The following is a 17,437-nucleotide window of genomic DNA, read 5'->3' on the forward strand; positions in this document are numbered from 1 at the left end:
CACATCCCGCTGAAATTGCCGGATTTGGCTAGACGGTCGCCGGACGGCGTGCCTCGACCAGAGCGGGATTCTCCGGCCGCCGCGTTGAAACCCCCGCCGCCCGAGCGGTTTCACGGCTGACTATGCCGTCGCGGAAGAACTCGACGAAAACACGGGCGAACAGCTCCGGCTGGTCTGTTTGTCCCTGGTGTCCGCAATCGTCGGGGTAAAAGAATTGAACTTTCGGCAGTGCGTCCTCCACGCGATATCCCAGTTCCTCGACCGGGAGGATGACGTCGTTCCGTCCGTACAGGCACAGGCCGGGGATCTCGAGCTTGTCCAGCCTGTCCTTCGTGGACATGCACGTGGCGACATCGGCCGGAATTTCGCCGTGCAGAGTGGCTTTCTGCCAGGCAATCCAGGACTGTTCGTGCACGTCGGCCGACCGCATCCGCATCTCCAACAAGTCGTCGGTGATGGCCTCGCGATGATGGATGATCGAGTTCATCATCTTGATCATTGTGTCCCGTGTGCCGTCCCAGCCCACCTCTTTGCGTAAGTCCTGCTGCCCGAACGGCACGAGGTCGCCGACAGGTCCAGCGATGAGGACGAACCGCTTCACCCGATGAGGAAATCGAACCAGGTAATGAGCCGTGTTGATGCAACCCATCGAGTTGCCCGACAGAAAGAACTCGTCGAGGCACAGTGCTTCGACAAACCGTTCGAGAAAGTTCGCATGTGAATAGGGCCCGTGGATCGGCCAGTATTCGGGCCGAGGATCGGATAGTCCGAACCCGGGTTGATCGGGACAGTAGACGCGAAATCCCGCTTGAGCAATCAACGGAGCCAGTATCCGCCAGCCGGCCAGCCCTGATGAGCCGGGGATGCCCCCATGCAGGAGGACCACGGCTGGGCCGGTCTCTCCGGAGGTCATGTAGTGAGCTCGCTCGCCGTTCGCGAGTCGAACCCAGCGGCTGAGCATGCCCGGTACCTCGATCAACCCTTCATCGGTCAGCGCCACTGCGCTTCTCCTTTCCATGCCCGACAACTGCGCCAGCAATGTGGTGCCAGCGCCTTGCATGGTTGTCCGCGAGGGCGGTCACGACAAGCCCGTGATTTCGACATACGGAACGCATTATGCCGCCAGGCATTTGGCTTGCGTTCCGCGTGGACGGCGCCGACGTTTCGGTGTACGGAACGCGCCGGTCGGCGATCGGTGCGCGACATACGTAGCGTTCTGGTTGCGCCGACGTTCGCCCGCCCCAGTGCTGCGTCGAAGACGCGGCCAATGGAGGTGCTATGGATACCACTTCGGCCTCCGTCATTGGGGTCAACGAGGCGCAGACCATCAAACTCGGTGGTTGGTCGGTGTTCCTGTTCTTGATGCTGTTCGGAATCGGATGGGGCATCTTGGGGCGCAACATCCCCCCGTACAGTCCCTCGCTGACCGCCGCGGAGATTTCTGCGGTGTTCCGCGACCACGCTGGCCCGATGCGGATAGGGCTGGCGCTGGGGGCATTCTCGACGACCTTCCTCATGACCTGGGCGGTCGCTCTGTTCCGGCTGTTAATTCACATCGAGCGTGGCGGCAAGATTCTGTCTTACCTGCAGCTGATGGGTGGAAGCCTGACCGCCATGGTGCCGCTGTTCGCGTGCATTACCTGGTTAACGGCGGCATTCCGGCCCGAGCAGGATCCAAACGTCGTACGCATGCTCTACGACTTGGGTTGGCTGATAATGGATATCGGCTTCGGGATAACCATTGTGCAGTACGTCGCACTTGGGATCATCGCCATTCGAGATCAGCGCGACGTCATCATTTTTCCCAAATGGCTTGGCTGGCTTGGCATCTGGATAGGCACCGAGTTTGCAGTTGAGCTGGTGATGCCCAGCTTCCGCGCGGGGCCATTTGCATGGGACGGATTGTTCGCCTACTGGATCCCCTTCTTCGTACCCTTTGCGTGGATGGTGATGGTCGCGGTTTGCATGATCCGTGGCACCGACAGACTGGCGACGCCGGCAGTGCCGCCATTCGAGCGATTGGGCCCCGAGATAACGAGAGACCAAAATGCGTAAACCGCTGGATTATCGGCCGCCGTGGGACGGTGCGACCATGCCGGATGTGGCGGCGAAGCTTCCGGCGCTTCCCGGGGATTCGGGCCTTTGGGCGTTCATCGCTTTTGACGCCAGCCTCTTCGCACTTCTATTCGGCCAGTTTTCATGGGATCGACTACAGCATGTGGCCGTGTTCAACGCGGCGCAAAACCAACTGATTCGGCAACCGGCGGTGCTCAACACCGTGGTCCTTGTCAGCGGTTCGCTGACCATGGCGTTCGCGGTGCGCTGCGCTCATTCGCGTGATCGCAGCGGGTCGCAGAAATGGATCACGGCGACCGCCGCTCTTGGCCTGATGTTCATTCTCATCAAGGTGGTGGAATATCTTCTCGAGTCTATCGGTGGTCACACGCTGGCGGGCGGTGGATTCTTCACGTACTACTACATGCTCACCGGCTTTCACCTCACTCACGTGGTCGCCGGGGTCGCGGCGCTGCTGGTGGTTGCCGCGCGTCAGCGGCGTGGTCGACCGCCCCGGCGGGACGGACTACTAGTCGAATCCGTTGCCGCTTACTGGCATTTCGTGGATCTTGTGTGGATGTTCATTTTCCCTCTGATATATCTGGCTCGCTGACCTATGGCCGCCTCAAAGCGTGTGTTGGTGGCCGCGTGGATAGCACTGGTCCTGCTGACGCTGTCCTCGGTAGCGGTCGGCGAACTCTCCGTCCTCGATGGGACGACGGTCACCCTCCTTGTCATGGCCATCGCCGCCATCAAAGGAAGCGTCATCCTGGACTGCTACATGGGGGGCCGGTCGTTTCCGCTCGCGTGGAAGCTCTTCTTTGCGGTGTGGCTGATCGGCAGCACTTCCACCATCGTCGTACTACACCTATCGATTTGAGTGCCAATCATGTTGCACGACACCATTAGTCGATCAACCACGCAGGAAAGGAGCGTCAACCGAAGTGATGCAGGTGACGCAGGAGGGAATCGATAATCGGAGCTTTGATGTGGTCGTTATCGGTGGGGGTCACAACGGGCTGACCGCGGCGTGCTATCTCGCCCGCCGCGGACTCGCCGTCTGTGTCCTGGAGGCGGCGGGGGGTATCGGGGGGATGACCGCTTCGGGCACACCGATCGAGCGGGCCCCCGACCACGTCGTGAACTACTGCTCGGCAGATCTTCTGTTCTGGCTGTCCAGTCCGGTCGAGCGTGAACTCGAGCTTCATCGATACGGCTTGAGCACGATTGTTGTGGACCCGTGCTATGCCTACCTGCACCCTGACGGTGCCTCAGTAGCGGTGTGGAAGGATCCATGTCGCACCGCCGACGAGATCCGCCACTTCTCCAGGCCGGATGCCGAGTCTTATTTGGAGTACGTGCGATTCCTCGATGCTCTTTTCGACATCGCTTTCCCGTTCATGCTCAGCAACCCGGCAAGGCCGGGACGGTCATCGTTGACGGCGATGGTCAGAGCGGCATTCAAGCATCGCCGCCTGTTGAGGCGGTTCGGCGAGTTCCTCGTGGCGTCCGGAGAGGAGACGATCGAACAACGCTTCACCCATCCGGTGACCAAGTCGCTGCTGTATTGCCTTGGGGCAGGAGCCAATCCAATCGATATGCACGGGACTTCCGTGACCCATCTATTCCTTGGGTTCCTGCACCGCAGCGGCACCGCGCGCCCGGTCGGCGGCATGCAGGCCATTCCGGCGGCGTTAGCGCGGCGACTGATCAGCACGGGCGGGACCATTCACACCGACGCTGAGGTCGCAGAGATCATCGTGCGGGGCGGCAAGGCGGTCGGAGTACGGCTCACCGACGAGCGACAGTTCCACGCACGGACGGCGATCCTCGCCACACCTGACCCGCGCACCACGCTGGGTCGGCTACTTCCGCCCGGAACGTTGTCTCACGAACTCGAGACCCGGGTGCGGCACATTCCCGCCAATAGCCGTGGTGCGGGGGCGATGAAGACGGACCTGGCATTGGCCGGGCGGGTCACCCTGGATCGCCACCAGAGGTGGCGAAGGGATGAGGTAGACCTACGTAAGCCGGCGATCTTGATCGGCACAAGCGATCAGATTCGCCGCGGTTGGGCGCGGGCAGCAGCGGGTATCGTGCCTGACGCTGACGATATCGCGCTGTGGCCGGTGCTGCTCACCGGCGCGGACCCCTCCCAGGCCCCCGACGGCCAGGATTCGCTGTATCTCTTCGCCACCAACATGCCCCTGCATCCTGATGGCGGCTGGGAGAAATGGCAGCATCATGCCGCCGAAAGAATCGTCGAGCGTGCGGGTCAATTCTATGACGGATTGGCGGAACTCGAGATTGGACGTTGGGTGGAATCCCCCGAGCTGGCCCAACAACGCACGCGTGCCACCAACGGCGCCGCGATGCACGTCGACCACCTTCTGTTCAGCCAGGGGCCGATGCGGCCGGCACTTGGGCTGGGCGGACGGAAGCTGCCGGTGGATCGGCTCGTGTTGGGCGGCGCGGGCGCTCATCCGGGTGGCGGTGTATCGGGGCTTCCCGGCAGGAGAGCTGCACGAAATATCCTCCTGGCCAGAGGCATCCGCGAGCTATAGTGCCTGCGTGATGTGTTGGCCCGCACCGTCGGGCACGCGTGATTCTTATCAGCCCGGCGGCGCCGTTGGGCGTTCGGCGGGAGGCCATGCGCAGGCCCGTGCTTGCTTGACTGTGGCCGTGTGAAGGCTTTCGGAGGCTGCATTTGTGCGTAGGGCCGCAGCGTCCCCGGTTCTGGTGGACGGAACCGGTCGGTGCCCACAGTGAGCCGTCCCGGTGAGTCCGGAGACTGCATTCGTTGAATCACCCTGCCTTTGGTGGGGTGCGTTTGTGATCGTAGTAGAGCGTCTCGACGGCCTCGGGAGTGAAGTCGTCGAGGTACTCGTGGGGGCGTTCGGTGTTGAACCAGACCACCCATTCAGCGGTCGCCAGCTCGACCTGGTTGACGTCGCGCCACGGGCCTTGCCGGCGGATAAGTTCGTTCTTGAACGAGCCGACGGTGGTCTCGGCCAGCGCATTGTCCAGCGCATCGCCAACCGAGCCGACGGAGGGATCCACGCCCTCATCGATGAGCCGCTGGGTGAAGGCCACCGAGGTGTATTGACTGCCCGCGTCGCTGTGCGCAATCAGCCCGTGCAGACTGGTGGTGCCGTCCTGGGCGCGAGTGAAGAACGCATGCTCGATAGCGTCGAGGACCAGATCGGTGGTCATGGATCTGGCGGCCCGCCAGCCTAGGATCCGGCGGCTGTAGGCGTCGATGACGAATGCGACGTAGACGAATCCCATCCAGGTCGACACATACGTAAAGTCGGCCACCCACAACCGATTTGGCGCCGCGGCATAAAAGCGGCGGTCCACCAGATCCGGGTATCGCCGATGAGTGTCGTCGGCGATGGTGGTCTTGTGCTTGGATCCGTACCGCGCGCCCTCCCAACCGTTCTCGCGCATGATCCGCTCCACCGTGCACCGGGCGACATCGTGACCCTGGCTGCGTAGCCAGATCCACAACTTGCGTGACCCCAGCGTCTGGACGAACTTGCCCTTTTTCTTGTCTTCCCGCGCCGCGGTGATGATCTCGACCAGCTCGGCGTCATGGATCTGCCGTCGTGTCGGGGTCTTGTTGATCCACTCGTAGTAGGTCGACGGGCTGATCGGCACGCCATGCTCAGACAGCACCGCACACATGGGCTCGACACCCCAGCGCAGCCCGGCCCCGCCGTTGGGGCCGGCCACCTGGTGGTCCTTGTGTTCGGCGATGAACCGGATCACCGTCTCCCGGGCCGGTCGAGCTCGGCCCCGAAGAAAATCGCCGCTGCTTTCAAGATCTCGTTGGCCCGGCGCAGCTCGGCAATCTCCTTGCGCAGCGCCTTGTTCTCCTCGGCCATCGCGGAGGTCACACCCGGCCGCTGGCCGGTATCGACCTCCGAGCGGCGGATCCAGGTCCGCAACGTCTCCGGTGTGCCGATCCCCAACATGCCCGTGACCGCCGTGATCGCCGCCCACTGCGACGGGTACTGCGGGCGCACCTCAGCGACCATGCGCACCGCACGTTCACGAAGCTCGTCGGGGTACTTGCTGACACGTCCCATAACCCAGATCCTCCCAAGATCGGGAGTCTCCGGAAACGCCGGGACGGCTCACAGGGACAGTGTCGGGCTGACACTGGGGTCATGACCAAAAGTGAGCAACGCGTCAGCGATTGGAGCCCATTGGCGCCGGACGAAGACATGACATACGCGCGCACCTTCACTGAGTTGCGCCAGAAGTGTCCGGTGGCGTGGAGCGAGGACTTCGGGGGTTTCTGGTCGCTGCTCAAACACAGCGACATCGCCATGGCATGCAAAAAGCCCGCCATCTTCTCGTCTGCTCCACAGTTCACCGTGCCGCATTTGGACCTGGGATTCCCATGGCTGCCTTTGCAGAGCGATCCACCCGACCACCAGAATTACCGCGGACCACTGCAACCGTTCCTCTCCAAGGGTGCGGTCGCCGAGTTGGTTCCTCGGTTGCGTGAACTAGCGCTCAACCTCCTGGAACCGCTGCGGTCCAAGGATCGATTCGACGCCTCGGTCGAGTTCGCGCAGCCCTTCGCGGGTGAGGCCCTATGTCTGGCCCTGCGCATTCCCGAGGACACCTGGGCGGAGTTCCGCCAATGGACGTCATCGATCGTGCGGGCGTTCTCTGAGGGCAATTTGGAGCTGATCCTCAGTGTGTCGGACTCCATCGCCGAGTACGTCAAGAGGGAGGCTGCCCTGCGTCGTGAGAATCCCGGTGACGACCTCATGAGTGCGTTGCTGACGGCTCGCGTGAACGGACGGCAACTCAATGACACCGAGTTGCACGGTTACTACATGCTGCTGACCTCGGCGGGCCATGACACCTCGGCGAACTCTTTGGGCCACGCACTGATTCACCTTGCGGAAAATCCGGAGCACCGGGTTCGGCTGCTCGCCGACCCGGGCTTGACCGCGGGTGCCGTCGACGAGATCGTACGCTTCTACGGTCCTTTGATCGGTCTTGGCCGGTGCGCCACCCAGGATGTGGAGGTCGGCAACCGGACCATTCGCGCTGGCGAGCAAGTGGCACTGGTCTGGGCTTCGGCTGCGCGTGACGAGGACCAGTTTGAGCGCGCCAACGAATTCATCCTGGACCGCAAACCGACCCGCAACGTCAGCTTTGGCTTCGGGACACATTACTGCGTGGGTGCCGACCTTGGGCGCATGCAGATACGCGTGGCCATCGACGAATTTCTCAAGGCGTTTCCCGACTTTTACGTCGACGGCGGCATCACCCGCACGCTGTGGCCGACACAAGGGATCCGCTCGATCCCGTTAGCCGTCGGCGCGACGGAGTAGGAGCGCGCAGCTAGAAGGTCCACATGAGCACGCAGCTGTGCCTCGACACCGTAGCGAGGATCCTGTACCACGGGGTGCGGAGAGCAGTGCTCGTGCCCTGGCCGATATCGCCGGTAAGGCTCGGCGGAAGATGCGGCAGCCATCCTCACGTGATTCGATGCGAACGGCGCGGCGGTAGAGTCCGCAGTCAGCGCACCAAGATAAGGCCATCGCTTCGCGCTGGATCAAGCAGCTGCGACTTCCACTATCGGAGCGGCACAGTACTTGGCGGACGCGTGTCTCAGCAAGGAACCGGGGGTCACCCGAGGCGACGAGGTCGGCATGTTCGTTCCACCAGCCACGACAACCGCACCTCGTCTGGGGTATCGGAATAACCGCGTAGCCACAGGCGCAAGGCATCGGTGAGGTCGGCTGGAAGGACGTCGTGGTCGTCCGCGACGAGCTGCAACATCGCCTCGATCGCAACCAGGTCATCGCCGGCGCCAAGTTGCATGTAGATAGCGTCTCTCTGCTGACGCGGCACCTCGTCGAGCAGAAATTCTGCGAGGCGCCAACATAACTGCGCGCTTACAGCTGACTTTCTTCCCGCTCGCCGGGTCGCTCTCACGGCTCGAATTCAACCGCTGCTCGCTGCCGCCAAAAACGTCTCGTTCTGTTTGGCAAGACGCGAATCCCAGACGGTGGCGACCGGTGTCGTGTCCGATGCCGCCGGCTGAACAGCGCAGTGGGAGCACGCGGTCTCCGTAGCCCGTCCGGGTTCCGCCTGGGGGAACGGCGAGGCTGACGAATGAGTGTAGTCGCGCGAGGCTTGGCCGATGAGCGAAGGCGAATCCGGTCCGGCCATACGCTCGGCCGCGTCACGACTCCTTCAAGCGCGAGCGTCGCGCCAGCCGTGCGCACCGGTGCGCGACCTCATCGGATCCTCCGATATCGGTCTGGCATACCGTGTTCAGCACCGGGTGAACGAGGACCGCATCGCCAACGGCGCGGCCGTTGTCGGACACAAGATCGGTCTGACGTCGCCTGCGGTGCAAAAGCAGCTCGGTGTCAACCAACCCGATCTTGGCGTTCTTTTCTCGGACATGTGCTACAGCGAAGGCGATAAAGTGCCCATCGACGAGCTCCTGCAGCCGAAAGTAGAAGCGGAGATTGCCTTCGTGCTCGGCGCGGACCTCGACGAGGAACATGTCGACGCGCACCGATTCCGGGGAGCGGTTGATCACGCGGTGGTGGCTCTGGAGGTGGTCGACAGCCGAATCGCAAACTGGGACATCACCATCACCGACACGATCGCCGATAACGCCTCCTGCGGGCTGTTCGTCCTCGGCGAGAAAACGCTGTCGATCGAGGACTTTGAACCCGCCAATGTATCGATGACGTTGGCCATGGACGGTGAGATCGTATCCGTGGGCGACGGCAAGGCCTGCCTGGGCGACCCTCTGGCGGCGTGTGCATGGCTCGCCACCACCGGCCGCCGCTTCGGTTCGCCATTACGTGCGGGCGACATCGTCTTGTCTGGTGCGTTGGGCCCCATGGTCGGTGTCTGCGCCGGTAGTCGCATCAGCGCTGAGATCAGTGCGCTGGGAAGGGTTTCTGCGACCTTCGCTTAAGGAGAGCACACATGGACCGGACAAAAGTTGCCATCATCGGTTCCGGCAATATCGGCACGGATCTGATGATGAAGGTCGAGCGATCACCGCTGCTTGAGGTGACAGCGATGGTGGGCGTCGATCCGCGGTCCGACGGGCTCGCGCGGGCCCGCGACCATAACGTTGCCGTTACCGCCGACGGAATTGACGGGTTTTTGCAGTTGCCGTGTTTCGAGGAGGTCGCGATCGTGTTCGATGCGACTTCCGCGCAGGCGCACCCACGCAATGCGGCCGCGCTGTCGCAGTCCGGCAAGCGCATCATCGACCTGACGCCCGCGGCACTCGGTCCGTACGTGGTTCCTGCGGTGAACTTAGAGGATCACCTCGAGGAGCCGAACATGAACATGGTGACCTGCGGTGGGCAGGCGACCATCCCGATCGTCGCGGCTATCTCGGCCATCGCCCCAGTCGCGTACGCGGAGATTGTGGCGTCGATCGCCTCGAAATCAGCCGGACCAGGGACCCGGGCGAACATAGACGAGTTCACTGAAACCACCACGCATGCCATCAAATCGGTAGGCAACGCCCGGCAGGGAAAGGCGATCATCATCCTCAACCCCGCCGAACCGCCTCTCATCATGCGCGATACGGTCATGTGTCTGATCGGCGAGGCCGATCACGATCGCGTACGTGGCTCTGTCGACGCGATGGTCGCGACGGTAGCTAACTACGTACCCGGCTACCGACTCAAGCAGCCGCTCCAATTCAGCGCCGTAGGGGTTCACGACCCGGCGCACACATTGCTCACCGCGCCGTCGCCGCAGCCCAAGTGGAAGGTGGCGGCGTTCCTGGAGGTTGAGGGCGCTGCCGACTATCTGCCCGCGTACGCCGGCAACCTCGACATCATGACTTCAGCCGCGGTGCAGGTGGCAGCCCGGCTATCCCAGCACTCCCTGGCCGAGACCATCTGATGAACGGGTCAACTGTGTACATCCAAGACGTGACGCTCCGAGACGGAATGCACGCCGTGCGGCACCGCATGAGTCCCGAGCACATCGTCACGCTGGTCACCGCCCTCGACCGGGCGGGTGTCGACGCGATCGAAGTCGCGCACGGCGACGGCCTTGGGGGTTCCAGCCTCACCTACGGGCCCGGCAGCAACACAGACTGGGAGTGGATCGAAGCGGCCGCGTCACACATCAATTCGGCTGTGCTGACCACGTTGCTGATACCTGGAATCGGCAGCATCTCGGCGTTGAAACATGCCGCCTCGCTGGGCGTAAGGTCGGTTCGGATAGCAACGCACTGCACCGAAGCCGATATCGCTGCTCAACACATTCACACGGCACGTAACCTCGGAATGGACGTATCCGGCTTCTTGATGATGAGTCACATGGCTCCGCCCGTCGAGCTGGCCCAACAAGCCAAGCTGATGGAATCCTACGGGGCCAACTGCGTATACGTGACGGACTCCGGCGGCAGGCTGACGATGGGTGGCGTGGCCGAGCGCGTTCGCGCCTACCGAGACATCCTCGACTTGGGAACGCAGGTCGGTATACACGCACACCAGAACCTGTCACTAGCGGTAGCCAACTCCGTTGTCGCCGTCGAGGAGGGCGCAACGCGGGTGGATGCCTCGCTGGCCGGCCACGGCGCTGGAGCCGGAAACTGCCCGATCGAACCTTTTGTTGCGGTCGCCAACCTCTTGGGTTGGACACACCGCTGCGACCTCTTCGCGCTCGAAGACGCCGCCGACGACCTGCTGCGGCCATTGCAGGATCGCCCGGTCCAAGTGGACCGCGAAACGCTGACTCTCGGGTACGCCGGCGTGTACTCGAGCTTCCTTCGCCACGCCGAGGCTGCGTCGGCCGCCTACGGCGTCGACGTACGCTCGATCCTGATCGAGGCCGGACGCCGTTCGCTCGTCGGGGGCCAGGAAGACATGATCGCGGACGTCGCGCTCGATCTGGTCTCCCGGCGCGTTGAGACCGCAGGGCAGAATTGATGCTGCGCCAACGTGGAGACTCGCCCGAACGCATTGCTTCCCGGCAAGTTGCGCCGCTGGCGCAGCGGGGCGCCGGCGTGGCCGAAGCGTCCGATACGGACCTTCACCCGGACGTGGCGCCGGAACTTGTGGCGGCCGCTCAAGCTGAGACGGCGCGGGTCGTGGAGCTGTTCGAGGCGCAACGGCGCGTCCACCTGACCTCGAGGCCACCGGATGAAGCGGTTCGCCGCGACCGGCTGGACCGCCTGGCCGCAGCGCTGGGAGAGCATGCCGACACCATCGTGGGAGCGATCAGCGCCGATTTTGGAAATAGGCCACTGGCGGGAGCGTTGGCCGGTGAAGTGCTTCTCCAACTCGAGGAAATCCGGACCACCAAAAGATCGCTGCGCAGATGGATGGCGCCGTTTCGGCCGCAGCCGCGTTACCTGCGCTTCGCGGGGATTAAGGCATGGGTGGAGCCCACTCCACTGGGTGTGGTAGGCGTCATATCGCCGTGGAATTTCCCTGTCGCGCTGGCGATCCAGCCAACCATCGCGGCGATCGCGGCGGGCAACACGGTGATGATCAAGATGTCCGATCTGGCTCCACGCGCTGGTGCGGCAGTGGCTGAGGCGGTGGCTCAACGGTTTGACGCCGAGGAGTTGGCTGTGGTCTGCGGCGGACTTGAGGTCGCTACCGCGTTCAGCGCACTGCCCTTCGACCATCTTTTCTTCACCGGTTCCGCCGCAGTGGCCAAGCACGTGCAGCGCGCCGCCGCCGACAATCTCACTCCGCTCACCTTGGAACTGGGGGGAAAGAACCCGACCGTTGTGGCAACCGACGCCGACTTGCGCACCGCAGCCAGGCGTATCGTCGCTGCGCGGCTGGCGAACAGCGGCCAAGTGTGTCTCAGTCCAGACTATGTCTTCGTGCCAAACCCCTCGCTGGCGGAATTCGTCGACGCCGCCATGGATGCGGGTCATCGCGCATTACCAACGGTGTTGGACAATCCGGATTACTGCACCATCGTCAACGACTCTCACTACGAACGGATCTGTGCGCTGGTCCAGGACGCCCACGATCGTGGCGCCACCGTTCGTGAAGTGGTGCCAGCGGGAGAGTCTTTGCCCTCACGCCAAGCTCGACGTATCCCTTTTACGTTGATCAGCGACGTGAGCGCCGGCATGGCCGTCCTCGACGAAGAGATCTTCGGTCCGGTTCTTCCCGTGCTCGGCTATGACGACGTGAGCGAAGTCATCGATTTCGTCAACGCACGACCGACACCCCTGGCCGCGTATTGGTTCGGCCCGGATTCCGCGGACTTTCGTCATTTCACCGCCAGAACACGCAGCGGTGGGGTGACACGGAACGACTTCGCCCTGCACGCCAGCCTGCAGGGCCTCCCGTTTGGCGGAGTGGGCAGCAGCGGTACCGGCTACTACCACGGCAAATATGGCTTCGACACCTTCAGCCATATGCGGGCATTCGCGGTGTCGCCCAAGCACTTCAGTCCGGTCAGCCTGCTCAGTCCGCCGTTTGATCACCGCCTGGAAAGGGGGTTGGGCTTTGTGATCAGCGCTTGGAGCCGGCGGTTTACTAAACGGGTGAACCCCCGACGCCCGTCGCAGGCGTCGCCCGAGGTGGGTCCGTAGGTCCGATTCGCGCAGCCGGGCGACCGACCGAAGTTCCGCCGGCTTTGTTTGTGCCCGTGGCCCCTGTCTGGCTGCGCACCCCGTGTTGCCCCGGCTGGCTCAGCCCAATTCGGAGCGCACCAGTGGGGCGACCTGAGTGCCTAAGAGCTCGATAGCATCCAGAACCTGACGATGCGGCAGGGTCCCGACGCTGAGCTGCAGAAGCGTTCGGTCGTGCCCGAACAACCGATGCTGGTAAAGGATCTTTTCGGCAACCTGTTCGGGTGTGCCGGCGATCAGGGCTCCGTTCTTTTCCGACTCGCGCGCGTATCGCTCCCGACTGGGCAACAGATGACGTGGCGTCCCGGTGAACGTGTGCATGCCTTCGAGGAAGGCTGGGTAGGTGTCGTCAACGGCACGCTGCATCGAGGTGGCCACATATCCATGTGAGTTGATGCTGATGCGCGCGGATTGCGAGTTGCCGCTGTGGGCGGCCACACGGCGGTACAGTTCGGCGAGCGCGATAAACCGGCGGATGTCGCCGGCAATGATGCCGATCGCCATCGGCAGCCCCAACGACCCAGCACGCTGCGCAGATTCAAGCGTGCCGCCAACGGCGAGCCACACCGGCAGCGGTTGTTGCACGGGCGGCGGGAAGACGGTTTGTTCGCTCAGCGCGGGCCGGAATTTTCCCGACCACGTGATTGGTCCACCGTTTCGCAGCTGCAGCAACAGATCGAGTTTTTCACGAAAAACCGCATCATAGTCCTCCAGCCGATAGCCGAAGAGCGGGAACGACTCTGTGAAAGCTCCTCTGCCGGCCATGATTTCAGCACGGCCTCCGGAGACAAGGTCGAGGGTCGCAAACTCTTGAAAGACCCGAACGGGGTCGTCCGAGCTGATGATCGTGGCTGCGCTAGTGAGTCGGATGCGGTGGGTGCGCGCGGCGGCGGCTGCCAGGACGACGGCGGGGTTTGAGACAGCGAAGTCCCTGCGGTGATGCTCGCCCAGGCCGTAGACGTCGAGCCCAACCTGGTCGGCCAGCTCGATCTCTTCGATAATCTCGCTCACTCGCTTTTCGGGCGGAATAGGCCGGCCGCCATCGGGATAGCGAGTCATCTCCGCGAAGGAGTACACACCGAGTTCCACTCGAACACCTCGTGAGGATTTTGGGAACAGCTCCAGGGCGGCGCGGGAGACGATCGATCGACTGGTTGGGCCAGATTCATCACGCCGCGCGTGTGACCAGCTTGCTCGCCACCATACCTAATGTCAACATATGTGTTGACCATCTCCTTCGGGGTCGTATGTGGCCGGCTTCAACCCGCCGCCAACCCGCCGACTGGTGCCGCAATGCTGTACAGTTCAGCGCAACCGGACAACGGAACTCGAGTTCCGTCCGGGCGTCCGGGCGTTCCGGACGCGTACGCCGCGCCGTTTTCGAGGATTGCCCGGCCCGGCCCGCACCGCCGGCAGCGGTCGAAAGATGAAGGGGAGACCGGGAATGCTGCTCCGCGCATTGAGACAGGCATGGATGGCGCTGCTGCTTGTAGTGGTGATCTCAATCGGCGGGTATGCGGTCATGCGGATACGGGACACCTTCGGGGCGCACGGCGGCGCAACGAACGGCGAGGGCAATGGCGGCAACACCAAACCGTTCAATCCCAAACACATCACCTATGAAATAACCGGAGCGCCAAACGGCATCGTCAGCGTCAACTACCTCGATGAAAACGGTCAGCCCCACCTGGTCGGTGCCGCCCCGCTCCCGTGGTCGTTCACGATTGTCACGACGCTACCGTCGATGTCGGCCAACGTTGTCGCCCAAGGTGGCGCGGAGGTGGACGCCCTGCGGTGCCGGGTGATCGTGGACGGCCAAGTGCGGGATGACCGCAGGGCCGATGAATACCAACCATTCATCTACTGCTTGGTGAAATCCGTATGAGTAATACGCATTTTCCGCCTCGGCGCTCGACCGTGCCCCGGCTCATTCGCATCCTGTCGGCACCGGTCGCGCTGGGTTGGCTGTTTATCGCGATCGCCCTGGGTGTGTTCTCGCCATCCCTTGACGACGTTGCGACCCAGCACTCGGTGCCGATGACTCCCAAAGACGCCCCGGCGTTCAAAGCGATGATGCACATCGGCCAAGAGTTCAAGGAATTCGATACCGACTCGACGGCGATGGTGGTGCTGGAGGGGCAGGACAAGCTCGGCGACAGCGCGCACGACTTCTACAACCACATTGTCAGCAAACTCAAGAACGATCGCACGCACGTGCAGAACGTGCAGGACTTCTGGAGCGACCCGCTGACCGCCGCCGGATCGCAAAGCCCGGATGGCAAGGCCGCCTACGTCCAGGTTTTCCTCGACGGTGCCCAGGGCACGACCCCCAGCCACGAGTCGGTCGCCGCCGTGCGCAAGATCGTCGCCGACACACCTGCGCCACCGGGCGTGAAGGCTTATGTGGCGGGGAATACCGTCCTCAACGCCGACACCAGCGTCGTCGGGCACAAGAGTATGGCGACGATGGCGCTGGTCTCGATCGGTGTCATCTTCGTGATGCTTCTGCTGGTCTACCGGTCAATCGTCACAACCGTCCTGTGCCTGGTGGTGATCGGCATCGAGCTGTTTGCCGCGCAAGGCATTACCGCCACCGCGGGCAACCTCAACATCATCGGCCTCACGCCGTACGCCGTCAGCATGATCACGATGCTCAGCATCGCCGCGGGGACCGACTACGTCATCTTCCTGCTGGGCCGCTATCACGAAGCGCGATCTTTGGGCCAAGAGCGGGAGGAGGCTTTCTACACGGCCTATCACGGCGTGTCGCACGTCATCCTCGGGTCGGGTTTGACCATCGCAGGTGCCTGTCTGTGCCTCACGGCGGCCCGGCTGCCGTATTTCCAGACCATGGGGTTACCGTGCGCGATCGCTCTGCTGGTCATCGTCTTTGCGGCGCTGACGCTGGCACCGGCGGTACTCGCCATCGGCTCGCGATTCGGATTGTTTGATCCCAAACGCGCGGTTTCAATGCGTGGTTGGCGCAAGGTGGGCACGGCCGTGGTGCGCTGGCCCAAACCGATCATCGTCGTGACCGTGGGCATCGCCGTCATCGGGTTCATCAGTCTGTTGACCTACGTGCCGAACTACGATGACCAGAAGTTCACACCCGAGGGCATGCCGGCCAACGCCGCGATGACCGCAGCCGAACGGCACTTCTCGCAAGCGCGGATGAATCCGGAACTGTTGATGGTCGAAGCCGATCATGACCTGCGGGATCCGGCGGACATGCTGGTAATAGACCGCATCGCCAAGAGCGTCTTTCACCTGCACGGCATCGAGCGGGTGCAGACCATCACCAGGCCGCTCGGCGCACCAATCGAGCACAGCTCGATCCCGTTTCAGATCGCGATGCAGAATTCGGCCACGTTGCAGACCGCGAAATTCATGAATGACTCCATGGCTCAAATGCTCGAGCAGGCCGACGAGCTGGGCAAAACCATCGCCGTCATGGAGCACATGTACGGCGTCATGAAAGAACTCACGGCAACGACTCACAGCATGGTCGGCAAGACCCACGACATGGTTGACACCACCAACCAATTGCGGGACCGCATTGCGGATTTCGATGATTTCTTCAGGCCAATTCGCAGCTACTTTTATTGGGAGCGGCACTGTTTCGACATTCCCGTCTGCTGGTCGCTGCGGTCCATCTTCGATGCCCTGGACGGTATCGACGAGATTTCGGAGCAACTGACCGGTCTCACAGGCGATCTCGACCGGCTGGACCGGTTGATGCCGCAATTGGTGGCCGATTTTCCGCGGACCATCGATTCGATGAAGACCATGCGTGACTTCATGCTGTCGACCCACAGCACGATGGCCGGCATTCAGGCCCATACGCAGGAGGGGGCGGAGGGCTCGACCCTGATGGGCCAATACTTCGACGAGGCCAAGAACGACGACTCGTTTTACTTGCCACCCGAAGTCTTCAAGAACCCCGATTTCCAGCGCGGTCTGAAGATGTTTGTGTCGCCGGACGGTAAAGCCGTCCGGTTCATCATCACTCACCAGGGTGATCCCGCTTCCGTAGCGGGAATCAAGCACGTCGCGGGAGTGAAGGACGCGGTCGCCGACGCCATCAAGGGAACTCCGCTGGAATCGGCGAGCGTGTACCTGGCCGGGACCGCTTCAATGTATTCCGACATGCAACAGGGCGTCATCATCGACCTGCTGGTTGCCGGTATCTCTTCGCTAATCCTGATTTTCGCGATCATGCTGCTGATCACTCGCAGCCTCGTCGCGGCGGTCGTGATTGTGGGCACAGTGGCCGCGTCATTGGGCACCGCTTGTGGCTTGTCGGTCCTGTTGTGGCAGGACCTGATCGGGCTTGGGGTGCAGTGGATCGTGCTGCCGCTGTCGGTTGTGATCCTGCTTGCGGTGGGATCGGACTACAACCTGCTCCTCGTATCCCGACTGAAGGAAGAAATCCACGCCGGCCTCAATACCGGAATCATCCGCGGCATGGGCGCTTCGGGACGCGTGGTCACGGCGGCGGGTTTGGTCTTTGCCTTCACGATGATGTCGATGATTGTCAGTCAGTTGAGGGTGATCGGAGAACTCGGCACCACGATCGGGTTAGGCCTCCTCGTCGACACCCTGATCGTGCGTTCGTTCATGACGCCGTCGATCGCCGCCGCACTCGGACATTGGTTTTGGTGGCCCATCAACACGTTCCGTATCAATCGATCCACTCCCGCGTCCGTCGACGCGCACACAGTGTCCGCGTCACACCTGCCGGGAGTGTGAACCTTGTCCGCC

The 17,437-nt window shown here is 62.6% G+C and carries 15 protein-coding genes; 11 read left to right on the forward strand and 4 right to left on the reverse strand.

What is annotated here, in order from left to right:
- Nucleotides 1-28 precede the first annotated feature (28 nt).
- Nucleotides 29-1,000 carry an alpha/beta fold hydrolase gene (locus G6N56_RS21660; RefSeq protein WP_085254504.1) on the reverse strand — a complete coding sequence of 324 codons (972 nt, stop codon included), beginning with the start codon at nucleotides 998-1,000 and terminating at the stop codon, nucleotides 29-31.
- Nucleotides 1,001-1,278: 278 nt separating this feature from the next.
- Here G6N56_RS21660 and G6N56_RS21665 point away from each other — a divergent pair, with 278 nt between their 5' ends.
- The 4 genes from G6N56_RS21665 (at nucleotide 1,279) to G6N56_RS21680 (ending at nucleotide 4,619) form a co-directional block, all read left to right on the forward strand.
- A complete protein-coding gene (locus tag G6N56_RS21665) occupies nucleotides 1,279-2,055 on the forward strand; it encodes a DUF4386 family protein (protein WP_085254505.1) in 777 nt (258 codons plus the stop codon).
- Complete coding sequence (locus G6N56_RS21670) at nucleotides 2,048-2,668, forward strand: cytochrome c oxidase subunit 3 (RefSeq protein ID WP_085254506.1); 621 nt, start codon at nucleotides 2,048-2,050, stop codon at nucleotides 2,666-2,668. Before G6N56_RS21665 ends, G6N56_RS21670 begins: the two co-directional genes overlap by 8 nt.
- Nucleotides 2,669-2,695: 27 nt before the next feature.
- Complete coding sequence (locus G6N56_RS21675) at nucleotides 2,696-2,935, forward strand: cytochrome C oxidase subunit IV family protein (protein WP_158090687.1); 240 nt, start codon at nucleotides 2,696-2,698, stop codon at nucleotides 2,933-2,935.
- Between the two features lie 67 nt (nucleotides 2,936-3,002).
- Nucleotides 3,003-4,619 (forward strand): phytoene desaturase family protein, encoded by a 1,617-nt coding sequence (locus G6N56_RS21680; protein WP_232069379.1) that lies wholly within the window; start codon nucleotides 3,003-3,005, stop codon nucleotides 4,617-4,619.
- 241 nt (nucleotides 4,620-4,860) lie between these two features.
- On the opposite strand, the gene G6N56_RS21685 is transcribed toward G6N56_RS21680, so the two are convergent.
- Nucleotides 4,861-6,146 (reverse strand): IS3 family transposase gene (locus tag G6N56_RS21685; RefSeq protein WP_090422703.1). Its coding sequence is split into 2 segments (ribosomal slippage): nucleotides 4,861-5,864 and nucleotides 5,864-6,146, totalling 1,287 coding nucleotides; the frame shifts between segments, so codons are not numbered across the junction.
- Nucleotides 6,147-6,227: 81 nt separating this feature from the next.
- Between G6N56_RS21685 and G6N56_RS21690 the strand changes: the two genes are divergently transcribed.
- Entirely contained in the window at nucleotides 6,228-7,412 is a 1,185-nt protein-coding gene (locus G6N56_RS21690; RefSeq protein ID WP_163645156.1) for a cytochrome P450, read from the forward strand.
- A gap of 298 nt (nucleotides 7,413-7,710) precedes the next feature.
- Here the strand turns inward: G6N56_RS21690 and G6N56_RS21695 are convergent, their stop codons facing one another.
- Nucleotides 7,711-7,905, reverse strand: a complete 195-nt coding sequence (locus tag G6N56_RS21695; protein WP_142280817.1) for a hypothetical protein — start codon at nucleotides 7,903-7,905, stop codon at nucleotides 7,711-7,713.
- 322 nt (nucleotides 7,906-8,227) lie between these two features.
- On the opposite strand from G6N56_RS21695, the gene G6N56_RS21700 reads away from it, so the two are divergent.
- From G6N56_RS21700 to G6N56_RS21715, 4 genes are read left to right on the forward strand one after another with little or no spacing between them, the layout of a single operon-like run.
- Entirely contained in the window at nucleotides 8,228-9,022 is a 795-nt protein-coding gene (locus tag G6N56_RS21700) for a 2-keto-4-pentenoate hydratase (protein WP_085258157.1), read from the forward strand.
- 11 nt (nucleotides 9,023-9,033) lie between these two features.
- Complete coding sequence (locus tag G6N56_RS21705; RefSeq protein ID WP_085258156.1) at nucleotides 9,034-9,972, forward strand: acetaldehyde dehydrogenase (acetylating); 939 nt, start codon at nucleotides 9,034-9,036, stop codon at nucleotides 9,970-9,972.
- A complete protein-coding gene (gene dmpG, locus G6N56_RS21710; RefSeq protein WP_085258155.1) occupies nucleotides 9,972-11,006 on the forward strand; it encodes a 4-hydroxy-2-oxovalerate aldolase in 1,035 nt (344 codons plus the stop codon). The genes G6N56_RS21705 and dmpG overlap by 1 nt, the downstream gene beginning before the upstream one ends.
- Entirely contained in the window at nucleotides 11,006-12,637 is a 1,632-nt protein-coding gene (locus G6N56_RS21715) for an aldehyde dehydrogenase family protein (protein WP_085258154.1), read from the forward strand. The genes dmpG and G6N56_RS21715 overlap by 1 nt, the downstream gene beginning before the upstream one ends.
- A 99-nt stretch (nucleotides 12,638-12,736) precedes the next feature.
- Here G6N56_RS21715 and G6N56_RS21720 read toward each other — a convergent pair whose 3' ends face one another.
- Nucleotides 12,737-13,765: an LLM class flavin-dependent oxidoreductase gene (locus tag G6N56_RS21720; protein WP_085258153.1), complete on the reverse strand. Its 1,029-nt coding sequence runs from the start codon at nucleotides 13,763-13,765 to the stop codon at nucleotides 12,737-12,739.
- A 358-nt stretch (nucleotides 13,766-14,123) separates the two neighbouring features.
- On the opposite strand from G6N56_RS21720, the gene G6N56_RS21725 reads away from it, so the two are divergent.
- Both G6N56_RS21725 and G6N56_RS21730 read left to right on the forward strand, forming a co-directional pair.
- Nucleotides 14,124-14,561, forward strand: coding sequence for an MmpS family transport accessory protein (locus G6N56_RS21725; protein WP_197746677.1), 438 nt, complete (start codon nucleotides 14,124-14,126; stop codon nucleotides 14,559-14,561).
- Nucleotides 14,558-17,425 (forward strand): MMPL/RND family transporter, encoded by a 2,868-nt coding sequence (locus G6N56_RS21730; protein WP_085258151.1) that lies wholly within the window; start codon nucleotides 14,558-14,560, stop codon nucleotides 17,423-17,425. The genes G6N56_RS21725 and G6N56_RS21730 overlap by 4 nt, the downstream gene beginning before the upstream one ends.
- Nucleotides 17,426-17,437: the final 12 nt, after the last annotated feature.

It is taken from the genome of Mycobacterium saskatchewanense (assembly GCF_010729105.1).
Classification (GTDB): Bacteria; Actinomycetota; Actinomycetes; order Mycobacteriales; family Mycobacteriaceae; genus Mycobacterium; species Mycobacterium saskatchewanense.